The organism is Planctomycetia bacterium (assembly GCA_021413845.1).
Classification (GTDB): Bacteria; Planctomycetota; Planctomycetia; order Pirellulales; family PNKZ01; genus PNKZ01.
In genome coordinates this window covers 1-19,038 of sequence record JAIOPP010000052.1, presented here as the reverse complement: position 1 = coordinate 19,038, position 19,038 = coordinate 1, and the positions used below count along the sequence as shown (strand labels likewise).

General features: G+C 61.9%; 23 protein-coding genes, 2 tRNA genes and 1 pseudogene. 7 read left to right on the top strand and 19 right to left on the bottom strand.

The window, feature by feature from the left end; all coding sequences use genetic code 11:
* Positions 1–20 precede the first annotated feature (20 nt).
* The 3 genes from K8U03_09200 (at position 21) to K8U03_09190 (ending at position 2,187) form a co-directional block, all read left to right on the top strand.
* On the top strand, positions 21–863 hold the full coding sequence (locus K8U03_09200; GenBank protein MCE9605061.1) for a hypothetical protein: 843 nt from the start codon (positions 21–23) through the stop codon (positions 861–863).
* A 1-nt stretch (position 864) separates the two neighbouring features.
* Entirely contained in the window at positions 865–1,782 is a 918-nt protein-coding gene (locus tag K8U03_09195; GenBank protein MCE9605060.1) for a hypothetical protein, read from the top strand.
* 210 nt (positions 1,783–1,992) lie between these two features.
* A complete protein-coding gene (locus tag K8U03_09190; GenBank protein ID MCE9605059.1) occupies positions 1,993–2,187 on the top strand; it encodes a hypothetical protein in 195 nt (64 codons plus the stop codon).
* 28 nt (positions 2,188–2,215) lie between these two features.
* Here K8U03_09190 and K8U03_09185 read toward each other — a convergent pair whose 3' ends face one another.
* The 16 genes from K8U03_09185 to K8U03_09110 all read right to left on the bottom strand — a co-directional run bounded on the left by K8U03_09185 (position 2,216) and on the right by K8U03_09110 (position 12,123).
* The gene (locus K8U03_09185) at positions 2,216–2,689 is read right to left on the bottom strand and encodes a hypothetical protein (protein ID MCE9605058.1); all 474 of its coding nucleotides are present in this window, start codon (positions 2,687–2,689) and stop codon (positions 2,216–2,218) included.
* A gap of 34 nt (positions 2,690–2,723) precedes the next feature.
* Positions 2,724–3,329, bottom strand: a complete 606-nt coding sequence (locus K8U03_09180; protein MCE9605057.1) for a hypothetical protein — start codon at positions 3,327–3,329, stop codon at positions 2,724–2,726.
* Positions 3,330–3,360: 31 nt separating this feature from the next.
* The gene (locus K8U03_09175) at positions 3,361–5,721 is read right to left on the bottom strand and encodes a ParB/RepB/Spo0J family partition protein (GenBank protein ID MCE9605056.1); all 2,361 of its coding nucleotides are present in this window, start codon (positions 5,719–5,721) and stop codon (positions 3,361–3,363) included.
* A 34-nt stretch (positions 5,722–5,755) separates the two neighbouring features.
* Complete coding sequence (locus K8U03_09170; protein ID MCE9605055.1) at positions 5,756–6,133, bottom strand: hypothetical protein; 378 nt, start codon at positions 6,131–6,133, stop codon at positions 5,756–5,758.
* Positions 6,130–6,507 carry a hypothetical protein gene (locus K8U03_09165; GenBank protein MCE9605054.1) on the bottom strand — a complete coding sequence of 126 codons (378 nt, stop codon included), beginning with the start codon at positions 6,505–6,507 and terminating at the stop codon, positions 6,130–6,132. Before K8U03_09165 ends, K8U03_09170 begins: the two co-directional genes overlap by 4 nt.
* A complete protein-coding gene (locus K8U03_09160) occupies positions 6,504–7,124 on the bottom strand; it encodes a hypothetical protein (GenBank protein MCE9605053.1) in 621 nt (206 codons plus the stop codon). The genes K8U03_09165 and K8U03_09160 overlap by 4 nt, the downstream gene beginning before the upstream one ends.
* A 296-nt stretch (positions 7,125–7,420) precedes the next feature.
* Positions 7,421–8,536: a hypothetical protein gene (locus K8U03_09155; protein ID MCE9605052.1), complete on the bottom strand. Its 1,116-nt coding sequence runs from the start codon at positions 8,534–8,536 to the stop codon at positions 7,421–7,423.
* A gap of 24 nt (positions 8,537–8,560) precedes the next feature.
* The gene (locus tag K8U03_09150) at positions 8,561–8,986 is read right to left on the bottom strand and encodes a hypothetical protein (GenBank protein MCE9605051.1); all 426 of its coding nucleotides are present in this window, start codon (positions 8,984–8,986) and stop codon (positions 8,561–8,563) included.
* The gene (locus K8U03_09145) at positions 8,983–9,231 is read right to left on the bottom strand and encodes a hypothetical protein (protein MCE9605050.1); all 249 of its coding nucleotides are present in this window, start codon (positions 9,229–9,231) and stop codon (positions 8,983–8,985) included. Before K8U03_09145 ends, K8U03_09150 begins: the two co-directional genes overlap by 4 nt.
* The gene (locus K8U03_09140; GenBank protein ID MCE9605049.1) at positions 9,228–9,434 is read right to left on the bottom strand and encodes a carbon storage regulator; all 207 of its coding nucleotides are present in this window, start codon (positions 9,432–9,434) and stop codon (positions 9,228–9,230) included. Before K8U03_09140 ends, K8U03_09145 begins: the two co-directional genes overlap by 4 nt.
* A 254-nt stretch (positions 9,435–9,688) precedes the next feature.
* Positions 9,689–9,964, bottom strand: coding sequence for a hypothetical protein (locus K8U03_09135; protein ID MCE9605048.1), 276 nt, complete (start codon positions 9,962–9,964; stop codon positions 9,689–9,691).
* Between the two features lie 43 nt (positions 9,965–10,007).
* A tRNA-Met gene (locus K8U03_09130) sits at positions 10,008–10,081 on the bottom strand.
* A 43-nt stretch (positions 10,082–10,124) separates the two neighbouring features.
* Positions 10,125–10,271 (bottom strand): hypothetical protein, encoded by a 147-nt coding sequence (locus K8U03_09125; protein ID MCE9605047.1) that lies wholly within the window; start codon positions 10,269–10,271, stop codon positions 10,125–10,127.
* Between the two features lie 29 nt (positions 10,272–10,300).
* Positions 10,301–11,407, bottom strand: coding sequence for a hypothetical protein (locus K8U03_09120; protein ID MCE9605046.1), 1,107 nt, complete (start codon positions 11,405–11,407; stop codon positions 10,301–10,303).
* Positions 11,408–11,521: 114 nt separating this feature from the next.
* Positions 11,522–11,854 carry a helix-turn-helix domain-containing protein gene (locus tag K8U03_09115; GenBank protein ID MCE9605045.1) on the bottom strand — a complete coding sequence of 111 codons (333 nt, stop codon included), beginning with the start codon at positions 11,852–11,854 and terminating at the stop codon, positions 11,522–11,524.
* Positions 11,851–12,123 (bottom strand): hypothetical protein, encoded by a 273-nt coding sequence (locus K8U03_09110; GenBank protein MCE9605044.1) that lies wholly within the window; start codon positions 12,121–12,123, stop codon positions 11,851–11,853. Before K8U03_09110 ends, K8U03_09115 begins: the two co-directional genes overlap by 4 nt.
* Positions 12,124–12,652: 529 nt before the next feature.
* Between K8U03_09110 and K8U03_09105 the strand changes: the two genes are divergently transcribed.
* A complete protein-coding gene (locus tag K8U03_09105; protein MCE9605043.1) occupies positions 12,653–12,901 on the top strand; it encodes a hypothetical protein in 249 nt (82 codons plus the stop codon).
* Here K8U03_09105 and K8U03_09100 read toward each other — a convergent pair.
* The 3 genes from K8U03_09100 to K8U03_09090 form a co-directional block, all read right to left on the bottom strand.
* The gene (locus K8U03_09100; GenBank protein MCE9605042.1) at positions 12,898–13,236 is read right to left on the bottom strand and encodes a hypothetical protein; all 339 of its coding nucleotides are present in this window, start codon (positions 13,234–13,236) and stop codon (positions 12,898–12,900) included. The two genes, K8U03_09105 and K8U03_09100, sit on opposite strands and share 4 nt — an antisense overlap.
* 68 nt (positions 13,237–13,304) lie before the next feature.
* Entirely contained in the window at positions 13,305–13,487 is a 183-nt protein-coding gene (locus K8U03_09095) for a hypothetical protein (protein ID MCE9605041.1), read from the bottom strand.
* Between the two features lie 218 nt (positions 13,488–13,705).
* A tRNA-Arg gene (locus K8U03_09090) sits at positions 13,706–13,779 on the bottom strand.
* A gap of 206 nt (positions 13,780–13,985) precedes the next feature.
* On the opposite strand from K8U03_09090, the gene K8U03_09085 reads away from it, so the two are divergent.
* The 3 genes and pseudogenes from K8U03_09085 to K8U03_09075 all read left to right on the top strand — a co-directional run.
* On the top strand, positions 13,986–14,666 hold the full coding sequence (locus K8U03_09085) for an FHA domain-containing protein (GenBank protein ID MCE9605040.1): 681 nt from the start codon (positions 13,986–13,988) through the stop codon (positions 14,664–14,666).
* 143 nt (positions 14,667–14,809) lie between these two features.
* A pseudogene (gene dnaE, locus K8U03_09080) lies at positions 14,810–18,389 on the top strand (DNA polymerase III subunit alpha).
* Between the two features lie 402 nt (positions 18,390–18,791).
* Positions 18,792–19,038 (top strand): hypothetical protein (locus K8U03_09075; protein ID MCE9605039.1); only part of this gene is annotated, 247 nt, incomplete at its 3' end.

The window sequence follows — 19,038 nt, the reverse complement described above, 5'->3', positions numbered from 1 at the left end:
GTATCGCATGGAGGTGACCGATGGCCGTCAACGTTCCCAGAATCCGTCCGCCGCAACTGATCGAAGACGTCGCCAGCCGGCGGATCGTCGGCGGCGCGACGCCGTCGGCCGAAGTCGTCTGGAACATTCTCGGCACCGCCGATCACGCGCTGGCGGAAACGCTCCTGATCGAAGCGACGCCGCTGATCTTCCCGACGGCGTTTCACAACCTGGTGCGCAAGGATTGGTCGTGCGACCCGGACGGCCGCCGTAAATGGCGCGGCAGCGTGCAGTACGGCGTGCCCGACCCCGACGACAACCAAGAGCAGATGAGCTTCAACGTTTCCGGGGAAACGACGCACATCACGCAGGCGCTGCGGACGATCGGCAAGTTCCGCGCAAGCGACTCGATCGTCGATCCCGCGGATTTCCAGGGAGCGATCGGCGTCGACAAGGACGGCGAGGTCAAAGGGGTCGACATCGTCACCGGCAAGCTCAGCTTCTCGAAGACGGTCTACTTCCCGCTCAACCGCGTGAACGACCTCTATCTCAAGACGCTGGCCGGCCTGGTCGGCAAGGTCAACGAGACGCAGTTCAAGACGTTCGCGCCGGGCGAGGTGCTGTTCGTCGGCTGCAGCGGCAGCCCGCAATGGGAGAAGAGCCGCTGGGAGATCACGTTCAACTTCGATTGCTCGCCGAACCTCACGAACATCCAGATCGGGCCGATCGTCGTCGACGCGAAGCTCGGCTGGGATTATCTTTGGGTGCAGTACGAAAAATTCGAAGATGGCGCCGCCAAGCAGATCGTCCCGCGGCCGCTGCAGGTGAACGTCGAGCGGGTGTATTACTTCGCGGATTTCGCAGCCCTCGGGATCGGGAACTAACATGGCCGGCGACGACCTCAAGCGCGTGCAAGCGGGGCAGGATCTCGAAGAGGTGCTTACGGCTCCGCTCCTCAACGAGCTGATCGACATGGTGCGCGAGCGGCGGGCCGGCAAGCGGCCGCCGCAGCGCGACGATCGACGGCAGCTGCCGAACCAGAACATCATTCGCGTGAAGAACGCGAGCGGGTTCCCCCGCAAGCGGTTCGACGTGATGGCGGTGGCGATCTCGCTCCCGTCCGGGTCGCAAGCGGTCTTCAATCCGTCCTATGGGGGCACGGTTACGGCGTCGTTCCTCGAGCGGCCGTATTTCAACGTCGACGCCCCCTATTGGCCGATCCAGATCGGCAAGTTCTGCATTTTGCAAGAGCCGCTCGCCGTCGACGGCTTCGGCACGGCCGTCATCTCCGGGGTCTCGCTCGCCTGGGTCGACGTCGCCACGTATACGTGGTACGGCCGGCCGTACGCCGACATCGTCAACCCGGCCGACTCCGATCCGGAGCTAGGGGACGACGAAGCCGGCAAGACGGCGAAGTGCAAAAAGCTCGTGGTGCGCGAATACGGCGGCGCGGAGATTCTGTATGCCGATTACGAGCCGATTCCCGGTGCCGTCGCAGACGGCCGGCGGCTCGCGCTCGTGCGGCTCGGGCATTTTCACAACGAGCCGTTTCCCGTCATCATTCAGGACGAGGTCACGCCGACGTCGTACGGGGCCGACGCCGAGGTGCAATCCGAGACCGCCGACGGGGGCCTCATCTCGACGGGCCGCGTCATCCCGGTCTACTTTCAGATGTGGGGCGGCTCGGTCGAGCACGCGATTCCTTCGGGTCAGGTCTGCTACGTGCAGGTCAACCGGCACAGCGGGCTCTACAACATCCTGCAATCGAACCAGTTCTATTTGTCGCGCCACTTCATCGAGTAGCTCCGGCCCGCGGCTAGCCGCTGAAGTAGGCTTTGATGCGGCCCTGGCGAACGAGTTGGTCGAACATCGCTTCGCACAGGTCGCGAGCCTTCTTTTTGACGTCGTTTCGCCGGCAAAGATCGCGCGGTCTTCGTCGTCGAGCGTGTATGCCGCCCACTTCGCCGGCCCGAGCTTCACGGTGAGCGCTCGGGAGAAGCAGCCCGATTCGCCATGCCGTCGGCCGTGCAGCGGACCGCCGAAGTATTGCTGCTTCAGCAGCTTCGACCGTCGCCGGAGCACGTTGCCGATCGGCCCGTAGTGCCCTTCGAGCAGCGCCACGACGTGGGCCGGCGTGAGCCGCTTCGGGGGCGTGATCTGGATCGCGTCATCGAAGTCGAGCCCGAACCGAAAGCCGAGCGCTTCTAGCAACGGCAACGCCGCTTCGACCTGGTAGTCACGGAGCTTGTTCATTGCCTCGATCCTCAGAGGCAGGCTTCTTACGTCGCCGAAAATAGTGCGACTCCGAGTAGTCGCCTCGGTCCCAGCACGAATGCGGGTCGTTGCCGTAGATGTTGTCTTCCCAACCTGCGGCGTACATCTCCGGGAAGCCGTCGAAGTTCTGCTTCCGGCCGCACTCGCGAATCTCATACTCGAAGTCGGGATGCGCTCGTCGCTCGTGCAGCTCGTCGTCGGTCATCATCGCGTAGCGGCGGGCCAGATTGGCCTTGGACAAGCGACCGGAGAGATTCCAGAGAATCGTCAACAGCGTTACTTCGTCGAAGTCAGGGGCGACGAACTCCGCCTGGTCGCCGTTGACGACGATGAGGATGACGCTCACGCCCCGTTCGCGCACGCGGGACATCTGGCGGACGAGCTCGCTCGAAGCACGGAGCTCCGTCGCCAACGCTTGGAGTTCTTCAGCGGTCATTGCGGGGGCACCTCCTACAAGTACGTAAAACGAACTAGGCCGGGAGGAACGCTTTCGCGGCTTCGTACAGGCGATCGAGTTCGGCCATTGCGCCGGCTTGCGTTCGAGCCATCGCTTGCAGGATCGGCAACCCGGACTCCATCGAGGCCAGCACTTCAGCGCGCGTCGCCGCTCGGGCCTCGGCGAAATACTCCGCTCGCAGCGGATCGGGCAAACGAAACAACATGCCGCCGCGACCGTCGCCGAACAACGAATATGCCTCGTGATTCGAGCGGCAGACCCAGAGGCAGCAGCAGCCGGGGTTGCGCAGGATGGGCTCGCCGGCGCAAGTACCCGGCGGCAGATTCGCTTCGCGACGTTGGGCCCGCGGCTTCGTCAGGAACGGGCAGGCGATCGCCGAGAACTTGGCGCAGGCGTAATGGCACGGCGGCTCGGCCGTGGTTCGATTCACGGCGCACATCGGCCCGATGACGAACGTCGGGTTGTGCGTGACTCGCTCACCGCAGACCCAACACAGATGTTCCTTCCTCGCACGCTTAAACTTGCCGGCTTCGGCCGCACGAAACTCCGGCTTGCCGTCGACCCAAGCCACGAACCAAGGGATCGGATAACCCCGCTCATCGCGCGGCAGCTTACGGATCGACGGCGGCATTTCGGGAAGCGTGACCATGTTACTTCGCCCCCTTCTTCACCGGCTGCTTCGCGGTCGGTTTCTTCGTCGGCTTCGCGGCGGGTTTCTGCCGCGCGGCGAGCGGCTTGATCGACTTCGGCAGCCCGAGCGGCGTGACCTTGGCGAGGATGATGTCGAGCATCACTTGCTTCGGTTTGCCGTCGTCGATGTGGATCTTCCACTCCGAGGCCTGCCGCTGCAGCGGCTTGCTGGTATGCAACCGCAAGAACGTATCGATCCGCGCGCGGCCGTCGCCGGTCGTCTGTAAGATGCGCCACTCTTCGACGACGTCGACTTCGAGCTCGACGGCGATCGCGTCGATGAAGTCGAACGGCAACAGCGGATGCCGGGGGTCTTTATCCTCGCGCGCCAACAAGCCGCGTACGGCGTCGATCGCGCGAGCCGAGAGCTTAGGAATCTGATCGAACGGATCCAATGCGCGATAGCTCTTCGCAAACGTACCTCCGGACCAGCCGCCGTTGAGATTCTTCTTCGCACCCAACGCTTCACGCAACGCCTGGCTGAGCTCGAAGCAGGCCTGATGCTCATTCGTCGCCACGATCGCCAGCACGATTTTCAACGGCACGAAGTTCGACGAGCCGAGGTAATTGCCGATGAGGCTCTTGAGCCAGGCATGTCGCCAGCCTTGGATCCGGGCCGCGAGTTGTTTCGCCGCTTCGGCTTCCGCTATGCGCATCTGGACGACGGTCATCGTCCGCGGCTTCTTCGGCTTCGGATCTCGGCCGGCCTTCCCGGCGCTCCGCTTCGCTTCGGCGTCGACCTGCGCTTTGATCCGTGGAACCTGCAATTTGTCGTAAGCCTTCACGTTCGTTGCGACGTCGATCAGCTTCCCATTCTCGCCGTACGGCAACGGGACGACGTCGAGCGTCCGCCGCACTTCGTCGGTGAGCTCGAACAAGCATTTGTAATTGCCGGCGTATTGCCAATCGCCGAGGTCTTTGCCGCTGTAGCGATGCACGTTCTTCGCGTCGATCGGCCGCGTCACCTCGTCGACCAAGCCGTCGATATGGCCCTCGACGTCGGAGCGGTTCTCCCACGGCTCGCGCTCGTAGTCCTTCGCTTTCGGTCGATGCCGGTGAACGTAGTCTTCGTCGATCGCTTTCATCACGTTCGGCGCTGCGCAATACGGCGTCAGGAACCGCGCGAACGACTGGGGCAATTCTCCGGTGATGACGCGGTCTTGCCAATTCTTCGGCAGCTCGAGCAGCCGGACCAAGTTGCTCGCCGCGGCTCCCGTTTCCAGGCCGTAGACTTTCGCGGCCTGCTCGCGCGTATAACCTGCACCCCCTTCGACGATCGGCTTGCAGAGCTCGACGATCATCTCGGCTTTCTCGATCGGGTCGAGGTCGGTCCGCTCGGCGTTGCAAATGGCGAGCAGCTCCAGGGCCTCGGCGTCGCTGCAGACGATCACGCGGCAGTTGATGTCGTCGGCGGAGTCGTTCTTCTTGGCCGCGAGCCAGCGCGTTTCCCCGGAAATGATCTGATAGAAATGCTCGTGCGGGATGTTGCGCACGAGCAGCGGGTCGATCTGGCCGCGCTCTTTCAGGCTCTCGGCGAGCTTCGCGACCTTGGCCGGCTTCGGCACGCGGTTCTTCGGATGCCGCTGCAGCGTGAGAATCGGCAGGCGTTGGATCGGCAAGTCGTCGAACCGCTGGGCAGCGGCAACCGCACCGGCCGACGTCGGGCCCGGCGCTGCGGCCTTCGTCGGCTTCTTACTCTTCGCCGGCGGCTCCTTCACGGCCCGGGCCGCAGCGGCGAGCGGTTTGCTCGCAGGCTCCGTCGCCCACTCGACGACTTCGACATCGCTCTCGTACACGGTGCGCGTCGTACCGTCGGCAAGTCTGATCTCCAGTAGGCGTTTCTGAAAGTGATCTTCTCCGGCCGGACCGACGTATTCGTATTCGCCCGGCGGTACCGCGTCGGTTCTCCCGAACCACATCTTTCGCACCAAGCGGACGACCTTCGGCGTGCGGCCGGCGTACTCGCTCGGCCAATTCGCGGCGAGGCCGTCAGGCTTGAGCTCGTGGCGTTCGATTACCTCGAAGTCGTCGGGCTTCAAAATCATTTGTTCTTCGTCGTCGAACGCGACGATCAGGCCGTTGCGGCCCGGGGCCTCGCCGACGGCGTCCATCTCGACGCCGGCCTGGACGACGAGCCCCGTGATCCCTTCGCAGCGGCGCTTCGTGCGGATCCGCTTCGGCGCGCCTTCGCCGTGCAGCGCGCACATCGTCATCTGCCCGGGCAACGGTTTCGGCGACTCGTTCTTCGCCGGCAACACGACGACCTTCCGTTCGGGCCCGAGGTCGCCGCTTCTCCGGGCTATCTTTTCGATCGTGCTCATAACTCTCCCTCGAGGGCCGTCGGCCCGGTGTGGTTTATTCTTCGTGATCCAGATACACATCCTCGCGACAGTCGCCGGTACAACCGACGTCGCCGCATCGCTGACAACGAAAATCTTCCGGGCTGCCCCGGTCTTGCTCGTCGACGAACCAGTTCGCGACGCCGCCGTAGCAGCTCGCCGGGTCTTGCGCGATCGCGCCGGTGAGGAGCACGGCCCGCCATTTATTCAACAGCCCTAGTTCGCAACCGTCGCTCACTTCAGGAAACAACATCAGCGCGAGACTGCCCTCCACCCGTTGCTTGCCGAGCGCATAGCCGACCCAACGCGGCGGCTCCGTGCCGGTAATCGGGCCGACGTTGAACCACCAATGCTCGTTTTCCGCGATCGTGATGCTACGGCTGCAATCGATCATCGTTTCACCTCGACGCCGCCGCGCCGGTAGAGGCCGGGCCTGCCGCCGACCTCGAAGACCATCATCGAGTTGTGGCCGAACGGGATCTTGGCAGAGTCGAAGTGAAACTCACCCGCGCCGCTGACGTGCCCGTAGCGAAAGCGGTAGAGCGGGTTCGTCTTGAACTCTTCCCAGGCAGCCTTCGCATAACCTCGATAACGACCCCGCCACGGCCGTCGCTCCCATTCGGGCAACTCCTTCCAAGGGATCGGCGCATAGTCGGCTTCGTTCGTCAGATCACAGATCGGCGTCCAGGTCGGATTCAACCGACAGAACTCCCGAGCGTGCCGGAGCGCGTCTTGAACCGTGAACTGCAGCGGCGTCGTAAGGCTCATCGGCAAAACTCCTCACGAGCCTTTTCCATGTTGTCGCCTCGTGCGAGCGCGTTGCCGATCAGGACTTTTGCGGCGAGGCTCAAATACACCATCTTCGGCAACCGCAGATCGAGCACGTTCTCGTTCGGTGTGATCTCCCATGCGCCGCCGGCGTGCATCTTGTTCGCGGCGTCGCGGCGGACGGCCCGAGAGCCATGCCGCTTGCGGCCGTCGTTCGTGAGTCCTTGGTAGGTGACGACCTCGATCCGATTCGGATCATCGCCGAGGTCGGCATACTTGCGCGACCCGTCGGCGCTCTCCACGGCGTGCCAGGCTTCGGAGAGCAAGAACACCGCCAGCGGCACGCGCTCGCCACAGGCGAGGTTGCCGCCGACGATGGACATCGCAAGCCGCTTCTCGTCCGGTGTGTTGAACGGTCCGTACAAGACACTGACCTCGACGACCGGCTTCTCTGCCGGGTTGTTGAACGAGGCGACCTTGATCAGCGTTTGCGGGCACAAGCTTTCGTTCGCGCCGTCGAGCCCGCGATCGATGAACTCGCGGCAATTTTCGGCGAGCGCATCGAACTCGGCGTCGTCGAGCCGAAACTTTCCTAAGTCGGACGGGGCTTTTCGCATCACGCATCCCTTTCGTTACTGAGGTTCGAGGAGAAATTCGGGGCATTCGTTTTTGAGTCGCGGATAGAGATACGCGACCGCTTCCTTCTTCGTGCGGAACGACCGCAGCCAATCACCGGGCGGGCAAAAATACCAAGCGTTGCCGAAGCCCTCCGTCGCCGTCATCTTCACCAGCGCACCGAGCGGAGTTTCGATCCGCCGCGCCGCGCCGCGCCGCGCGAAACACCTGATTGGCCGTCCGCATTTTGGTCTCTTGGTCTCTTGGTCTCTGCCGTCATCGCGGGCCTCCGTTCGCGTTAGTCGGGATGCTTATGCCCGGTTCGCCAATCGAGCCGGGCGTGGCGGAACACTTCGCGGAAACCGCCGATCGAAAATCCGAGCCGCGACTTCAGGTCGTTGTTCTTCGCGCGACGATCGGCGTTGTGAAAAATCGCTTCGACCTTCTTCAGCGGCAGGTCGCCGTCGACGATCGCCGCCGCGACGCGGTGGGCGAGCTCGGGATCCAAGCGGTTCACCGGGTCGCGGACGATGTCGAGCGTCTTGTTGCGCAGCCAGTCGGCCAGCTTGCCGATCTTCGCGAGCCGCTCGATCGGATCGACCGCGAGCGCTCGGGCGAGCAGGCCCGTGCCGACTTCGACGCCGCCGATCGCCGTCGGCTCACGTTGCCGAGGTCCGGCGGAGTTGGCTCCATTTCCGCCGCAACTCCCCTCGCGTGTATTTACTTGCAGCTTGGTTGGAGGGGCTGAAGTACCGGAGAAGTAAGAAGTACTAGATTGATTCAATCTAGAGGAAGTATTAAGTGAGACGTGCGGCGGTTCCGGGATGACCTGCGGCGAAGTTGGGGCCAACTCCGCCGCAGGTTCCGGAGGACCGCTAGGCATGGCGTCCCGGCGACCGCGCTGCGCCTCAACGAGAGGTTGGGCTTCTTGCCCCGGACGAGTGAACAACACGACGTTCGATGTCGTGCAGGCTTGCCGGTTTCCATTCCGGCCCGCTGCGTCGTCGGCGACGTGATCTTCGTCGCCGGCGAATGGCAAAGTGGTTTGTGGATCGGCCGCGATCAGCTGCAACTGTTCGTCGCGGTCGAGGGTCGGGTCGAGCAAGCAACAGTCCCACCGGTTTGCGCCGGGGAGGCGGCTCTTGCCGTCGGGCTCATCGAACACATGCAGCAGGCCCGAGAGCTTCAATTCTTTGATGTAGTCGAGGCCGCGCTTCGAGGATAACCCGAGGGGCGAGGCCACGTTCGCCGGGGCGAGGCTCAGTCGTTGTCGGAACCGGAACTCGCTCAACTTCAGGACGACGTACCAAGCGGCCTTCGTTGCTTGGCCGATGTCTTCGCGAGCCAGCACGACGTCGAACTGCGCTAGGCCGTAGCGGAGTCGGACTTCGGTATCGTTTAAGTGTCTTTCCATGACGGGGGCGGCTTTCGTCCGTGGCTAACAAGGTGAAGGGTTCGGCGTGCGGCCGAGTTTGCGGGTGAGGATCCGAATCAAATGCACGAAGAGGAGCGTCCAGCCGACGAGCAGAGCGTCGTCGCGCCATCCCTTGCGGCAATGCTTCACGTTCGTCTGCTCGACGGTCGCCTGGGCGACGGTCGCCGGAGCTCGCTCCGGCTGCGGTTCGAGCTTGACGAACCGGACGTTGACCATCGGCTGACAGGCGCAGGCCGTGGGCAAGCAGGCGATGACCCAGGTTCGCTGCTCCCACAAGGTGCGAAGCTCCTTCGTGTCGATGACGAGCTTCGGCAGGTACGGTCGGAGCAGGGCCGCAGCGGCGACCGCTTCGACGAACGATTGTTGCCGCGTCATCACCGGGCCGTAGCCCAGCTGAAACACGATGCGGAATTGTGCTTGCGTGCTCATTCGAGCGTGAACTCCTGAATGGGTTTGATCTCTTGGAGAACATGCCGCTCGACCATGCGATTGACGAAGCCGCTGGAGAAGCGCCGCGCCATGTCGTCGTCGATCGGCAGCACGTAGGTCGTGATCTTCTTCGCTTCGGCGATCGAGATGCGGCGCCGGCCGTTCTCGCGCCGCGTGGAAACCGTGAAGCGGCGTCGGCCCAACTCCACGAAGCAAGTCATCGCCGCGATCTTGGCGGTGCTCATGCCACCGCTCCCCGCCGCGGGGCGTCGTACGAGCGGTCGCGCGGCGCGAGCTCGTCGCGGAGAATCCGAATCGACGACGGAGCCTCGAAGACGAGCTTCGGGCGACCGTTCGCGAAGTGCAGCGCGACGTGGATCTCGCGGCCGTCTTCGAGCAGGCAGCGAACTCCCTCGCCGTCTTTCCGATCCAACACCAACTTTCCCATCGCTCGGCCCTCCCTGGGTTTCGATTTTCTAAAAACGATGTAGGCCGGAGTCGAACCGGCTGGCCTTCGGATTCGGTACCGGAGTTGAACCGGTCACAGGCTTTGCCTTTTGAGCCTCGCCTCACCCACTTCCGAATCTCCGCGTGTCGCCATGCACGCCCCTACATCGACCAACGCAAGGCTTCGTGATTTTCGCTATCGCGGTTCGGAGCTATAGTTTCGCCCCGCGACATTGCGCCACCTGTAGGCTTCAATCACTGGGGTTGCGTCGACCCCGCTGGCTCCGTTGTCTCGTTGCTCGCCGGCGCTTCGGCCGGCGTGAAGTCGACGTAATACTCTTTGCCGAGCTCGAACTGATCCGACGCTTGCGGGTTGACGGTGCCGAGCTCGATGCGACCGCTCGGCGTGTAGTTCCAGAACTTCGTGTTTTCGTGTTCGGGGTTGCCGTCGCCGTAGACCGGCGTGAGCAGGATCGTCTTCAGCTCGCCGCTCGGCAGGATGTCGACGACTTTGAACTTCGCTCTGACCATTTCGGTTTCTCCTTAAACGTGATGACTTCCAACTTCGCTGCATTGGCGGGGGCGGGATTTGAACCCACGACCTCCAGGTTATGAGCCTGGCGAGCTGCCGGACTGCTCTACCCCGCGGCGTTTTTCCTGATGAGCGTTTCCGGGGAAACGCCCCGGCCGCTTACGGCGCGAGCAGCCTCCTCCGGCGATCGCGGGCCCAAGGCGTGCGGCGGCGCTGGTTGCGACGTCGGCGCTTGGGATCGTTGCGGCGGATGCTCAGCGAGAGCGGTCGCGGCGCGGGCAGGCAGAGTCCTCGTTTCTTCCACATCGTTCGGCTCCTTCCTAAAAAACAGATCGTTAAAACAAGTGACGTTGGTTCGGGTCGACGTGCGGCTTCTTCTCGACGAGCGCGGGCAAGGCCCGGGCGGTCTCTTGGCCGAGGTTGCAATAGCTGTCCTCGGTCGTCTTCCGATCGGCGTGGTCCCCTGCTCGTTGCGCGACGCGCATCGCATCGTCGAGCCCGAGGCGCCCGACTTCGCGGACGTGCGTCCGTTTCCAGGCGTGCATGTCGCGCGGCTCGGTGAGCCCCGCGATCCGTTGCAGCCGCTCGTGCCGATCGCGCAAATGCGTCAGCGAATGGTCCCAGGGGAAAAGCAGGTTGCCGTCCTCGGGCAAAGCTCGAATGAGTTCGAGCAGCTCGGGACGAATCGCCTTCACGGAAAACTTCTTGGTCTTGTGGACGATGCGGCCCGGCACCATGAACCAGAAGCCGTCGTCGTCTTCGACGATCATCGAACGTTCGAGCCGGAGGACGGTGCCGATGCGGAGACCGGTGTAGTACATCGTGGCGATGCGGGCTCGCCAACGGAGCGGCGCGAGGGGACCGCCGTCGCTCGGTCGCCCGCGGCCGAGGTTGCTGAACTCGGCCATCTCGTCGCAGGCCGCGTAGGCTTGCCGAGCTTGCTGCACGCTGAAGCGCGTCTTCGGCAAGAGGAGCGTCGGCGCGGAGACGCTGATGTGCGGCGTCTCGGTGAGCAAGCCTTTCGCCGGCCGCTTCGGATCGGCGCTCTTCGGCCCGGTGCGGAACAGCACGGCGCGAATGTTCTTCAAGTGTTTCGCGACCGTGAAGTCGCCGAGCGTCCGCTCTTGGCCGGCGAGGCCTCGTTTGTAGGTCGCTTTGCGGAGCGCCTTCTCGAAGCCGACCAGCATAACCTCGTCGATCTGATGCAGCGGCTTGTCGCCGGTGAGCGTGCGCCACCAGTCGATCGACTTGAGATAGTTGATCGCGTTCGGATCGACGGCCGCTTCTTCGTCGTCGAGCTTGAGCACGATCGGCACGTACCACTCCCGATAAAAATCGCTCAGGCGCATGCCGGCCGAAAAGTTGGGACCGACCGGGACCACGGCCGACGGCTCGGCGGCGTCGGCGCTCCAGATGCGTAATGTGGAAGATGAAAAGTTCATGGTGAAAGATCGAACTTTGCCGACGTCGATGTCGCTCCTTTACTCCTCCGATCGACGTCGTTGAACCGTGCGAAACCGCGCGGCCCTCCGGTCGCGCGAACGAAAACAAATCGGTTACCGGATACTCATGCAGGCGAGCGTGTAGATGCGGCGGAAGTCGTCGCGGTCTAGCGTGACGACGCCGTTGGCGGCGTTTAACGACGCCAGTTCCAATTCGCGAACCAAGGTCGAATCACGTCCCTCGGAAACGAAGCCGTTCAGCAGCCAGTTGTGGTTGCAGCCCAGCACATCCGCGATGCGGTGGGCACGAATCGGCGACGGCTCCGACGTGCCGTTGCAAAATTCGACGACGAGCGCGAGCGGCAAATCGGTCTCGCGGGCGAGCTCCTTGTGCGTCTCGCGCGTGGCTTCGATCGCGGCGGTGAGGCGATCGGCGAACGTCTTCATACGAGCTTGCTCCGCTTACGAGAGAGCGAAGACGAGAGATCGTTCCAATGCTTGTGAACGTTCTCTTCGAGGCGGCAGATGTGGCCGTATTCGTCGACGAACCACGGCACGCTCGAAAGCTCGGAAGCGGCGTAGCGGAGAAGCGATTGCGCTTCCTCGACCAACGCCAGAGCCCTGCGAACGCGGTCGACGTTCGAGGGCTCGGTGAACTGGGTTGGAACTGGGGCGCTCGGCAGCGCGGCGACGGACTCGGCGCTCGTGGACAACATCGCGGCTCGCTTTCCGCGCAGCAGCGAACGCGGACCACATCGAGCCGTAACTCGATGTGGCCGCGCCGATGCAAGCGCAAAAAAAACTTGGACTGGTGAGGTCGGCTAAAAGCCCCAAGGCGTTAAGGCCGGCCGGTGTTTCCACCGGCCACGACCTTCCAGGCCCCAAGATTGGAGCCGCAGAAAGGACCGAGGTCCGTGAAGAACACCTTGAATCGAATACTTAGCGGGGGTGACTATGCCGCGCGAATTTGATTCTGTCAAGCATTTCTTTCGCGACAGCGGCGCGGCTGTAGCGATTCATACCGGCACGCTCGGGGAGCAACTGGCCTACGAACGCTGCAAAAGAATTAAACGCGCTTGCGTGTTTCCACGTGCGACGTAGATACCATCGGCGGGCCGTCGCGCTGCTGACACACAAGGCGTTCTACACCGTGAGACTCGCGACGGCCCGTTGTTACTCGCGTTGACGTGCGCGAGCGTGCGCGAAAGAATGCGCTCGAGATGAAGCGACAACGGAGTTTAGAAGATGCCGAAAGAAATTCGCTTTGAAGTTGACGCCACGCCGTTGGCGGAATTCGTGAAAGCCGCGATGACATCAAGAGAGGCAGCGGGCCGATCGCCTCCGATCCTGCTGCACAACGAAGACGTCCGAGCGACTTGCAAATTCGATGCATCGCCGCTCGTTCAGCACATCACGTTGTTTCCCTCGGATGCGCTCCTGAAGAAGTTCGCCGACGAATCTTCCGTTAAGCCGCAATCGATCGAAGCAACCTAACGGAAGAGCCCATTCGGAACGTTGACGCGCGAACGTTCCGTTTCGGAGAGCCGGTCATAAGCGCGACTCGCGTCTGCCTTGGTCGTGTGATAGCCGGAGACAGCCGCGGCGAGGTCTTCGATCTTCGGCCAAGCGCGAGCGTCGAGAGCGGGCGAGTTTGGCAGCAGCGGGGCTTCGCCGAACGAATAGCCGTCGATGTTCGAGACCAGCGAGTCACCCGGACGCTTCAGCACGGTCTGAGCGCGTTGCAGCACTTTGTCGAGTTCAGCGATTCGGAGTTGAACTCGCTCAAACCGTTCAACCGCCGAAACGTAATCGTCAAACGCAGCGCTCATCGAAAGCCCTTCCCTGCTTGCCTAGTTAACTCAAGCACTAACCCTCGGTCACGGAGACCGAAGGTCGATTAAGCGTTTCGGTTCTTGAATCCGTCGCTGAGCTTCATCTTCATTCCAACTTTGCTAGAGATGGAGTTTATTGCGGAGGTGAGGTTGATCAGGATCTTCTTGTGTAGTTTGACGTCTCGCTTGAGCTGCAAAATTGGATCCTGATTCAAAGGCGCCGCCTTCTTCTTTTTTTTCTTTGCCACGCACAGAACTCCGTCGCTCTAGGTCGACGAGACGGAGAAGGGCCGTGCGAAGGCGCTGCTAAGTATTCACAAGGCGTTCTTGCAAAGAATGTCGGGCTAACCGACTCGCCGTCGCACGACCCGTCCCCATCCCGTCAAAGGTGCCTCGGTCCAGCGGACCGAGAGCGACGAAACGGCCGAACGTCGTAAGTTCCGACGCCGAAAGCCTCGCCGCGAAATACACCCGGAGGGATTTGAACCCCCAACCCTCGGTTCCGAAGACCGATGCGCTATCCAATTGCGCCACGGGTGCATGCCTCGTGAGGATAAGGTTTTCCGGAATGTCCCGCAAGCGAGGCGAGGGCTTCAAGCCTGTCGCGGAGCAACTCGGCAGCGAAAAGAAAGCCGCGACTTAAACCGCTGCTTGACCCGGGTTTCCGTCGCATGTTATAAGCGCAGTTAGGTTGGAACTGCGGATCATCTACGACTTTCCGGTGTGCATTGCCTGCTAAACCTTCGATGGCGATGATCACACTGCGAGTGCTCGACGGCGCGGATCGCGGCCGTATCTTCCAGGGCATTCCGACTCCCGTGACCATCGGCCGGGAAGAGGGGAACGTCGTTCAGCTCAACGACGAGCGGATCAGCCGCTACCACTTGAAGATCCAAGAAGACCAGCAGCAGCACGTGCTGACCGACCTAGACAGCACCAACGGCACGAAGGTCAACGGCGAAGACGCCTCGCTCCGCATCCTGCGCTTCGGCGACATCATCTCGGTCGGACGTTCGGTGCTGTTGTTCGGTTCGCGTGAGGAAATCGCCGAGCGGTTGATCGGGATGCAAGTCGGCGACAATCCGAACAGCCCGACGCTGGTGCCGGAAGAACTCCGACGCCACGCCGCCGAAGCGAGCGCCGACTTCGAAAGCAATTGGGCCGACCGACTGCACGAAGCGGCCGAACGCAAGATCAAGATCCCGCCGGCGCTGCCGGGCAAGCTCTCGCCGTTGCAAGCGGCACAGCTTTGCGAAGTGCTCGAGTTCTGCCACGTCCGACTCCGCGAAGTGCTGGCCGGCATGAAAGCCGAACCGCAGCAGAAGCGCGTGATCGTCGACGAGCCGAATTGGCAGAACCTAGTCGATCTGCAATGGCGGCTCGCGGAATACGTGCGCACCGTCGCCGAGCCGAAAGAACCGTCGTAAAGCGTCGCGTGTTTTTTCGCGCAAGTCGTTCGCACGGCGGAAATCGACTGGTTGGTTTTATCGGCCCGTAACGATAAAATTCGTTGCTCTCATCCCCTCGCGACACTTCCCCGGGATGGGCCTGAATAAGCGAGAGGATTCGCATGAGCCGTCCGTTCACGCACTTGCACTGTCATAGCCACTTCAGCTTGCTCGACGGTGCCAGCTCGATCGAAGGACTCATCGCCAAGGCGAAGCGGACGGGCATGAACTCGCTCGCGCTCACCGACCACGGCAACCTCTACGGCGCGCTCGAGTTCTATCAGAAGGCGAAGGCCGAAGGGATCAACCCGATCATCGGCTACGAAGCCTACATCGCGCCGGGAAGCCGACATCACAAAGAAGCTCCCACCGGCGATCAAGAGGCGAGCTACCATCTCACGCTCCTCGCGCAGAATCGGACCGGCTTCAAGAACCTCATCAAGATGGCGTCGCACGCCTATCTCGAAGGCTTTTATCGCAAGCCGCGCATCGACAAGGAACTGCTCAAAGATCATAGCGAAGGGATCATCTGCCTTTCCGGCTGCGTCTCGGGAGAGCTCAGCAAGACGCTCCTCAGGACCGGCGGCGGTGAGCCCGATTGGGAAGCCGCGCGCAACATCGCGACGTGGTTCAGCGATATCTTCGGCGATCGCTACTTTCTGGAGATTCAAAACAACAGCGTCGATATCCAACGTTGGGCGCTGGAAGCTACGGTCGAAGTCGCGAAGCGCACCGGCATTCCGCTCGTCGCCACCAGCGATGCACACTACGTCGACCGTGAAGATGCCGAAGCGCAAGACGTGCTGCTCTGCATCAACATGGGGAAGTTCCGCACCGACACGAAGCGCATGAAGATGGAAGGGAACGAGTTCTACCTGCGCGCTCCCGATGAGATGTACGCCGCGTTTCCGGGCCTGGAAGACGCCGTTGCTCGCAGCCAAGAGATCGCGAACACCTGCGATATCAATCTCGATCTCGGCAAGCGATACTTCCCGACTCTGCCGATCCCGGCCGAGACGACGGCTCCCGACTTCTTATACAAGCTGTGCATCGACGGCTTGAAGGAACGCTATGCCGACGTGCCCGAAATGTGGGCCGCAGACGGCACGCTCGCGCAAGTCGTCTTAGACCGACTCGATCGCGAGCTGCATTGCATCAATAAGCTCGGCTTCGCGAACTACTTCCTCGTCGTGTGGGACTTCGTGCTCTTCGCCGTCGAGAACAACATTCCGTGCTCGGCGCGCGGTTCCGGCGTCGGGTCGATCGTGGCGTTTGCGCTGAAGCTGAGCCACGTCTGTCCATTGAAGTACGATCTGCTCTTCGAGCGCTTTCTCGACGAGAATCGCAAAGAAGCGCCCGATATCGACATCGACTTCTGCAAAGATCGCCGCGTCGACGTCATCAACTACGTGCTCGGCGAACGTCGCTCAGATCGGCACCTTCGGCACGCTGGCCGCTCGGGCCGCGATTCGCGACGTCGGCCGCACGCTTAGTTGGACGATTCCGGAAGTCGACGCCTTAGTGGCGATGGTGCCCGAAGAGCTCGGGATCTCGCTCGAAGAAGCTCTGCAGAAGAGCGACGATCTGAAGCGCAATTACGATCAGAATCCGCGCACGCGCGAGCTCTACGACTTCGCCATGAAGATCGAGGGTCTGGCGCGCAACGTCGGCACGCATGCCGCGGCGGTCGTGATCGCCGACTCGCCGCTGATTGAATACGTTCCTTTGCAGCACGTGCAAGGGAAAGACGAAATCATCACGCAATGGGCCATGGGCGACGTCGAAAAAGCCGGTCTGTTGAAGATGGACTTCTTGGGTCTGCGCAACCTCACGGTGCTAGCGCGGGCAGTCGACCTGATCGAGCAATCGACCGGTGTGCGGATCGACCCTTATAAGTTTCCGCTCGACGACCAACCGTCGTACGACTTGCTGTGCCGCGGCGAAACCAAAGGGGTGTTTCAACTCGAAAGCGGCGGCATTCGCGATCTCTTGCAGCGGATGAAGCCGGACCATTTCCGCGACATCATCGCGACGAATGCGCTCTATCGTCCCGGTCCGCTGGAAGGGGGCATGGTCGACGACTACATCGAGGTGAAGCACGGTCGCAAGCCGGCCGAATACCTGCATCCCGTGATGAAGGAAGTGCTCGAAGAAACGCACGGCGTGATGGTCTATCAAGAGCAGGTGATGCGGATTTTGAACCGCTTGGGGAACATCGAGCTCTCCAGCGCGTACACCTGCATTAAAGCGATCAGCAAGAAAAAGTTGGAGATGATCGCGAAGTTCCGCAACGAGTTCATCGCCGGAGCGACCGACAAAGGACTGACCAAAGCGCAGGCGGAAAACCTGTTCGGCATGATCGAGAAGTTCGCCGGCTACGGCTTCAACAAAAGCCATTCGACCGCCTACGCGCTGATCGCCTACATGACGGCCTACCTCAAGGCCCACTACCCGGTCGAGTTTATGGCCGCCCTGCTCTGCGGCGACATCGAGGGACGCAACTTCAAGAAGAAAGACTCGCTCGTCGAGCATCTGGAAGATTGCCGCCGCATGAACATCACCGTCGTCCCTCCGGATGTGAACGAAGGGGCGGCCGACTTCACCGTGCGCGAAGGGAAGATCATCTTCGGGCTCTCGGCCATTCGCGGTTGCGGCGGCAGCGCGGCCACCTCGCTCGCCGAAGAACGAAAGCTCAACGGCCCGTATCGCGATCTTTTCGACTTCTGTGCCCGACTCGATTCTTCGACCGTGAACCGCACGGCGATCGAATCGCTCATTAAAGCCGGTGCGTTCGACAAGCTCGGCGGTACGCGCGCCCAGTGGACCGCGGTGCTCGACAAGGCCTTGCAATCGGCCGCTTCGGTCTTGGCCGACAAGAAGCGCGGGCAGAAAGGCCTTTTCGACGACGACGACGAACCGACCCCGACGGCCGGCGGCGCAGCGCATACGAACTTGCCGATCGTTCCCGATTGGGACCAGCGCCAAGAGATGGCGGCCGAGAAAGAAACGCTCGGCTTCTATCTCACCAGCCATCCCTTGGCCGAACACGAAGCGACGCTCAAGACCTATTGCACGCACACCAATATCGAAGCGACCGCCTTGCCGCACCGCACCGAAGTGCTGCTCGGCGGCATGATCGCGGCGATTAAGATGTCGCATACGAAGAACCCTCGCCCCGGCCAGGTAAACACCAAGTACGCGATGTGGGACTTGGAAGACATGCAAGGGATCATGCGTTGCATCCTGTGGCCGGAAGACTATGCCAAGCATGGTCAGCATGTGGAAGCGGATCGCATCGTGGCGCTGCGCGGCGTGATCGACAAACGGCCCGGCAGCGAAGAAGCGAACTTCATCGTGAATGAAGTGATCCCGCTCGATGCGCTCGCCTCGCGGTTCACGAAAGGAGTGATCGTCAAAGTCGACGAAACGAAGCACGGCGAGAAAGGCTTACAGGGGCTCTTCGAGATCCTGCGCGGCTACCCGGGCAACTGCGAAGTGCAACTCGTGTTGACGCTGGCCGACCGTTCGCGCGTCGTGTGCGGTAGCGACGGCGTGCGCGTCGCCTTCGTTCCCGAGATGCAGCGGCGCGTGGTCGACTTTCTCGGCGAAGGAAGCCTGCGGGTCATGACCGCCGAATTCAAACCGACCCCACAGCAGCGACCACAGTGGGCGGGAGCCAAAGGGGGCGGGCAGCGAGAGTAGGGGAGCAGACCAGAGAGAATTAAAGAGCTGCGATGGTCACGAAACGAGGCCGTTCCAACCGATTTAACCTTCATAGCTCTTAAAATCGTCCCGTTTTCGCCGATTCTCCGGCCGATTCAGGGTTGCGAAGGTCGAACCCGTCTCTTTTCCTTGAATTACCTATCTTTCCTACTTAGAATCAGAGGTAAGAATGAGGGATACCGCGCAGTGATCGGAAAACGGCAGCCGCCGCACTTCGATCCTCCCTGCGCGGAGCGTTATTGCAAACTCTCGTTTCGATCGGCCGTCATAGGCCCCATTTCCTATTGCTAGTTCGTCAATCGTCGTCCGAGCGTGCCGTGGGTTCCTTCGAACTGCGGCTGCCGGGCGACTCGGAATCAACGGTAGCGGAGAATTCTGTTCATGCTTTCACGACGCAATCCGGTTCACGGCCTCGCGCTCTTGCTTTCGGGCCTCGCGATCGTCGCGGCTTCTTCGTCGGGCGTCTTCGGCCAACAAGTGCCCCCCGATCCACCGCCTGGTGGTGGAGGGCAACAACGAGCCGCTGCTGGCGTGATCGTGGATGCGAACGGCGTGTTGCGGATGCACACGGTGACGGACCCGACCGGCGAATTGATGCGGGCTCAGGTGCAGAGCGCCAAAGCGGCTC

Coding starts and splice junctions, on each gene's coding strand:
- K8U03_09200 (MCE9605061.1), top strand. CDS start 21: ATGGCCGTCAACGTTCCCAGAATCCGTCCGCCGCAACTGATCGAAGAC.
- K8U03_09195 (MCE9605060.1), top strand. CDS start 865: ATGGCCGGCGACGACCTCAAGCGCGTGCAAGCGGGGCAGGATCTCGAA.
- K8U03_09190 (MCE9605059.1), top strand. CDS start 1,993: ATGCCGTCGGCCGTGCAGCGGACCGCCGAAGTATTGCTGCTTCAGCAG.
- K8U03_09185 (MCE9605058.1), bottom strand. CDS start 2,689: ATGACCGCTGAAGAACTCCAAGCGTTGGCGACGGAGCTCCGTGCTTCG.
- K8U03_09175 (MCE9605056.1), bottom strand. CDS start 5,721: ATGAGCACGATCGAAAAGATAGCCCGGAGAAGCGGCGACCTCGGGCCC.
- K8U03_09170 (MCE9605055.1), bottom strand. CDS start 6,133: ATGATCGATTGCAGCCGTAGCATCACGATCGCGGAAAACGAGCATTGG.
- K8U03_09165 (MCE9605054.1), bottom strand. CDS start 6,507: ATGAGCCTTACGACGCCGCTGCAGTTCACGGTTCAAGACGCGCTCCGG.
- K8U03_09160 (MCE9605053.1), bottom strand. CDS start 7,124: ATGCGAAAAGCCCCGTCCGACTTAGGAAAGTTTCGGCTCGACGACGCC.
- K8U03_09155 (MCE9605052.1), bottom strand. CDS start 8,536: ATGGAAAGACACTTAAACGATACCGAAGTCCGACTCCGCTACGGCCTA.
- K8U03_09150 (MCE9605051.1), bottom strand. CDS start 8,986: ATGAGCACGCAAGCACAATTCCGCATCGTGTTTCAGCTGGGCTACGGC.
- K8U03_09145 (MCE9605050.1), bottom strand. CDS start 9,231: ATGAGCACCGCCAAGATCGCGGCGATGACTTGCTTCGTGGAGTTGGGC.
- K8U03_09140 (MCE9605049.1), bottom strand. CDS start 9,434: ATGGGAAAGTTGGTGTTGGATCGGAAAGACGGCGAGGGAGTTCGCTGC.
- K8U03_09135 (MCE9605048.1), bottom strand. CDS start 9,964: ATGGTCAGAGCGAAGTTCAAAGTCGTCGACATCCTGCCGAGCGGCGAG.
- K8U03_09125 (MCE9605047.1), bottom strand. CDS start 10,271: ATGTGGAAGAAACGAGGACTCTGCCTGCCCGCGCCGCGACCGCTCTCG.
- K8U03_09120 (MCE9605046.1), bottom strand. CDS start 11,407: ATGAACTTTTCATCTTCCACATTACGCATCTGGAGCGCCGACGCCGCC.
- K8U03_09115 (MCE9605045.1), bottom strand. CDS start 11,854: ATGAAGACGTTCGCCGATCGCCTCACCGCCGCGATCGAAGCCACGCGC.
- K8U03_09110 (MCE9605044.1), bottom strand. CDS start 12,123: ATGTTGTCCACGAGCGCCGAGTCCGTCGCCGCGCTGCCGAGCGCCCCA.
- K8U03_09105 (MCE9605043.1), top strand. CDS start 12,653: ATGCCGAAAGAAATTCGCTTTGAAGTTGACGCCACGCCGTTGGCGGAA.
- K8U03_09100 (MCE9605042.1), bottom strand. CDS start 13,236: ATGAGCGCTGCGTTTGACGATTACGTTTCGGCGGTTGAACGGTTTGAG.
- K8U03_09085 (MCE9605040.1), top strand. CDS start 13,986: ATGGCGATGATCACACTGCGAGTGCTCGACGGCGCGGATCGCGGCCGT.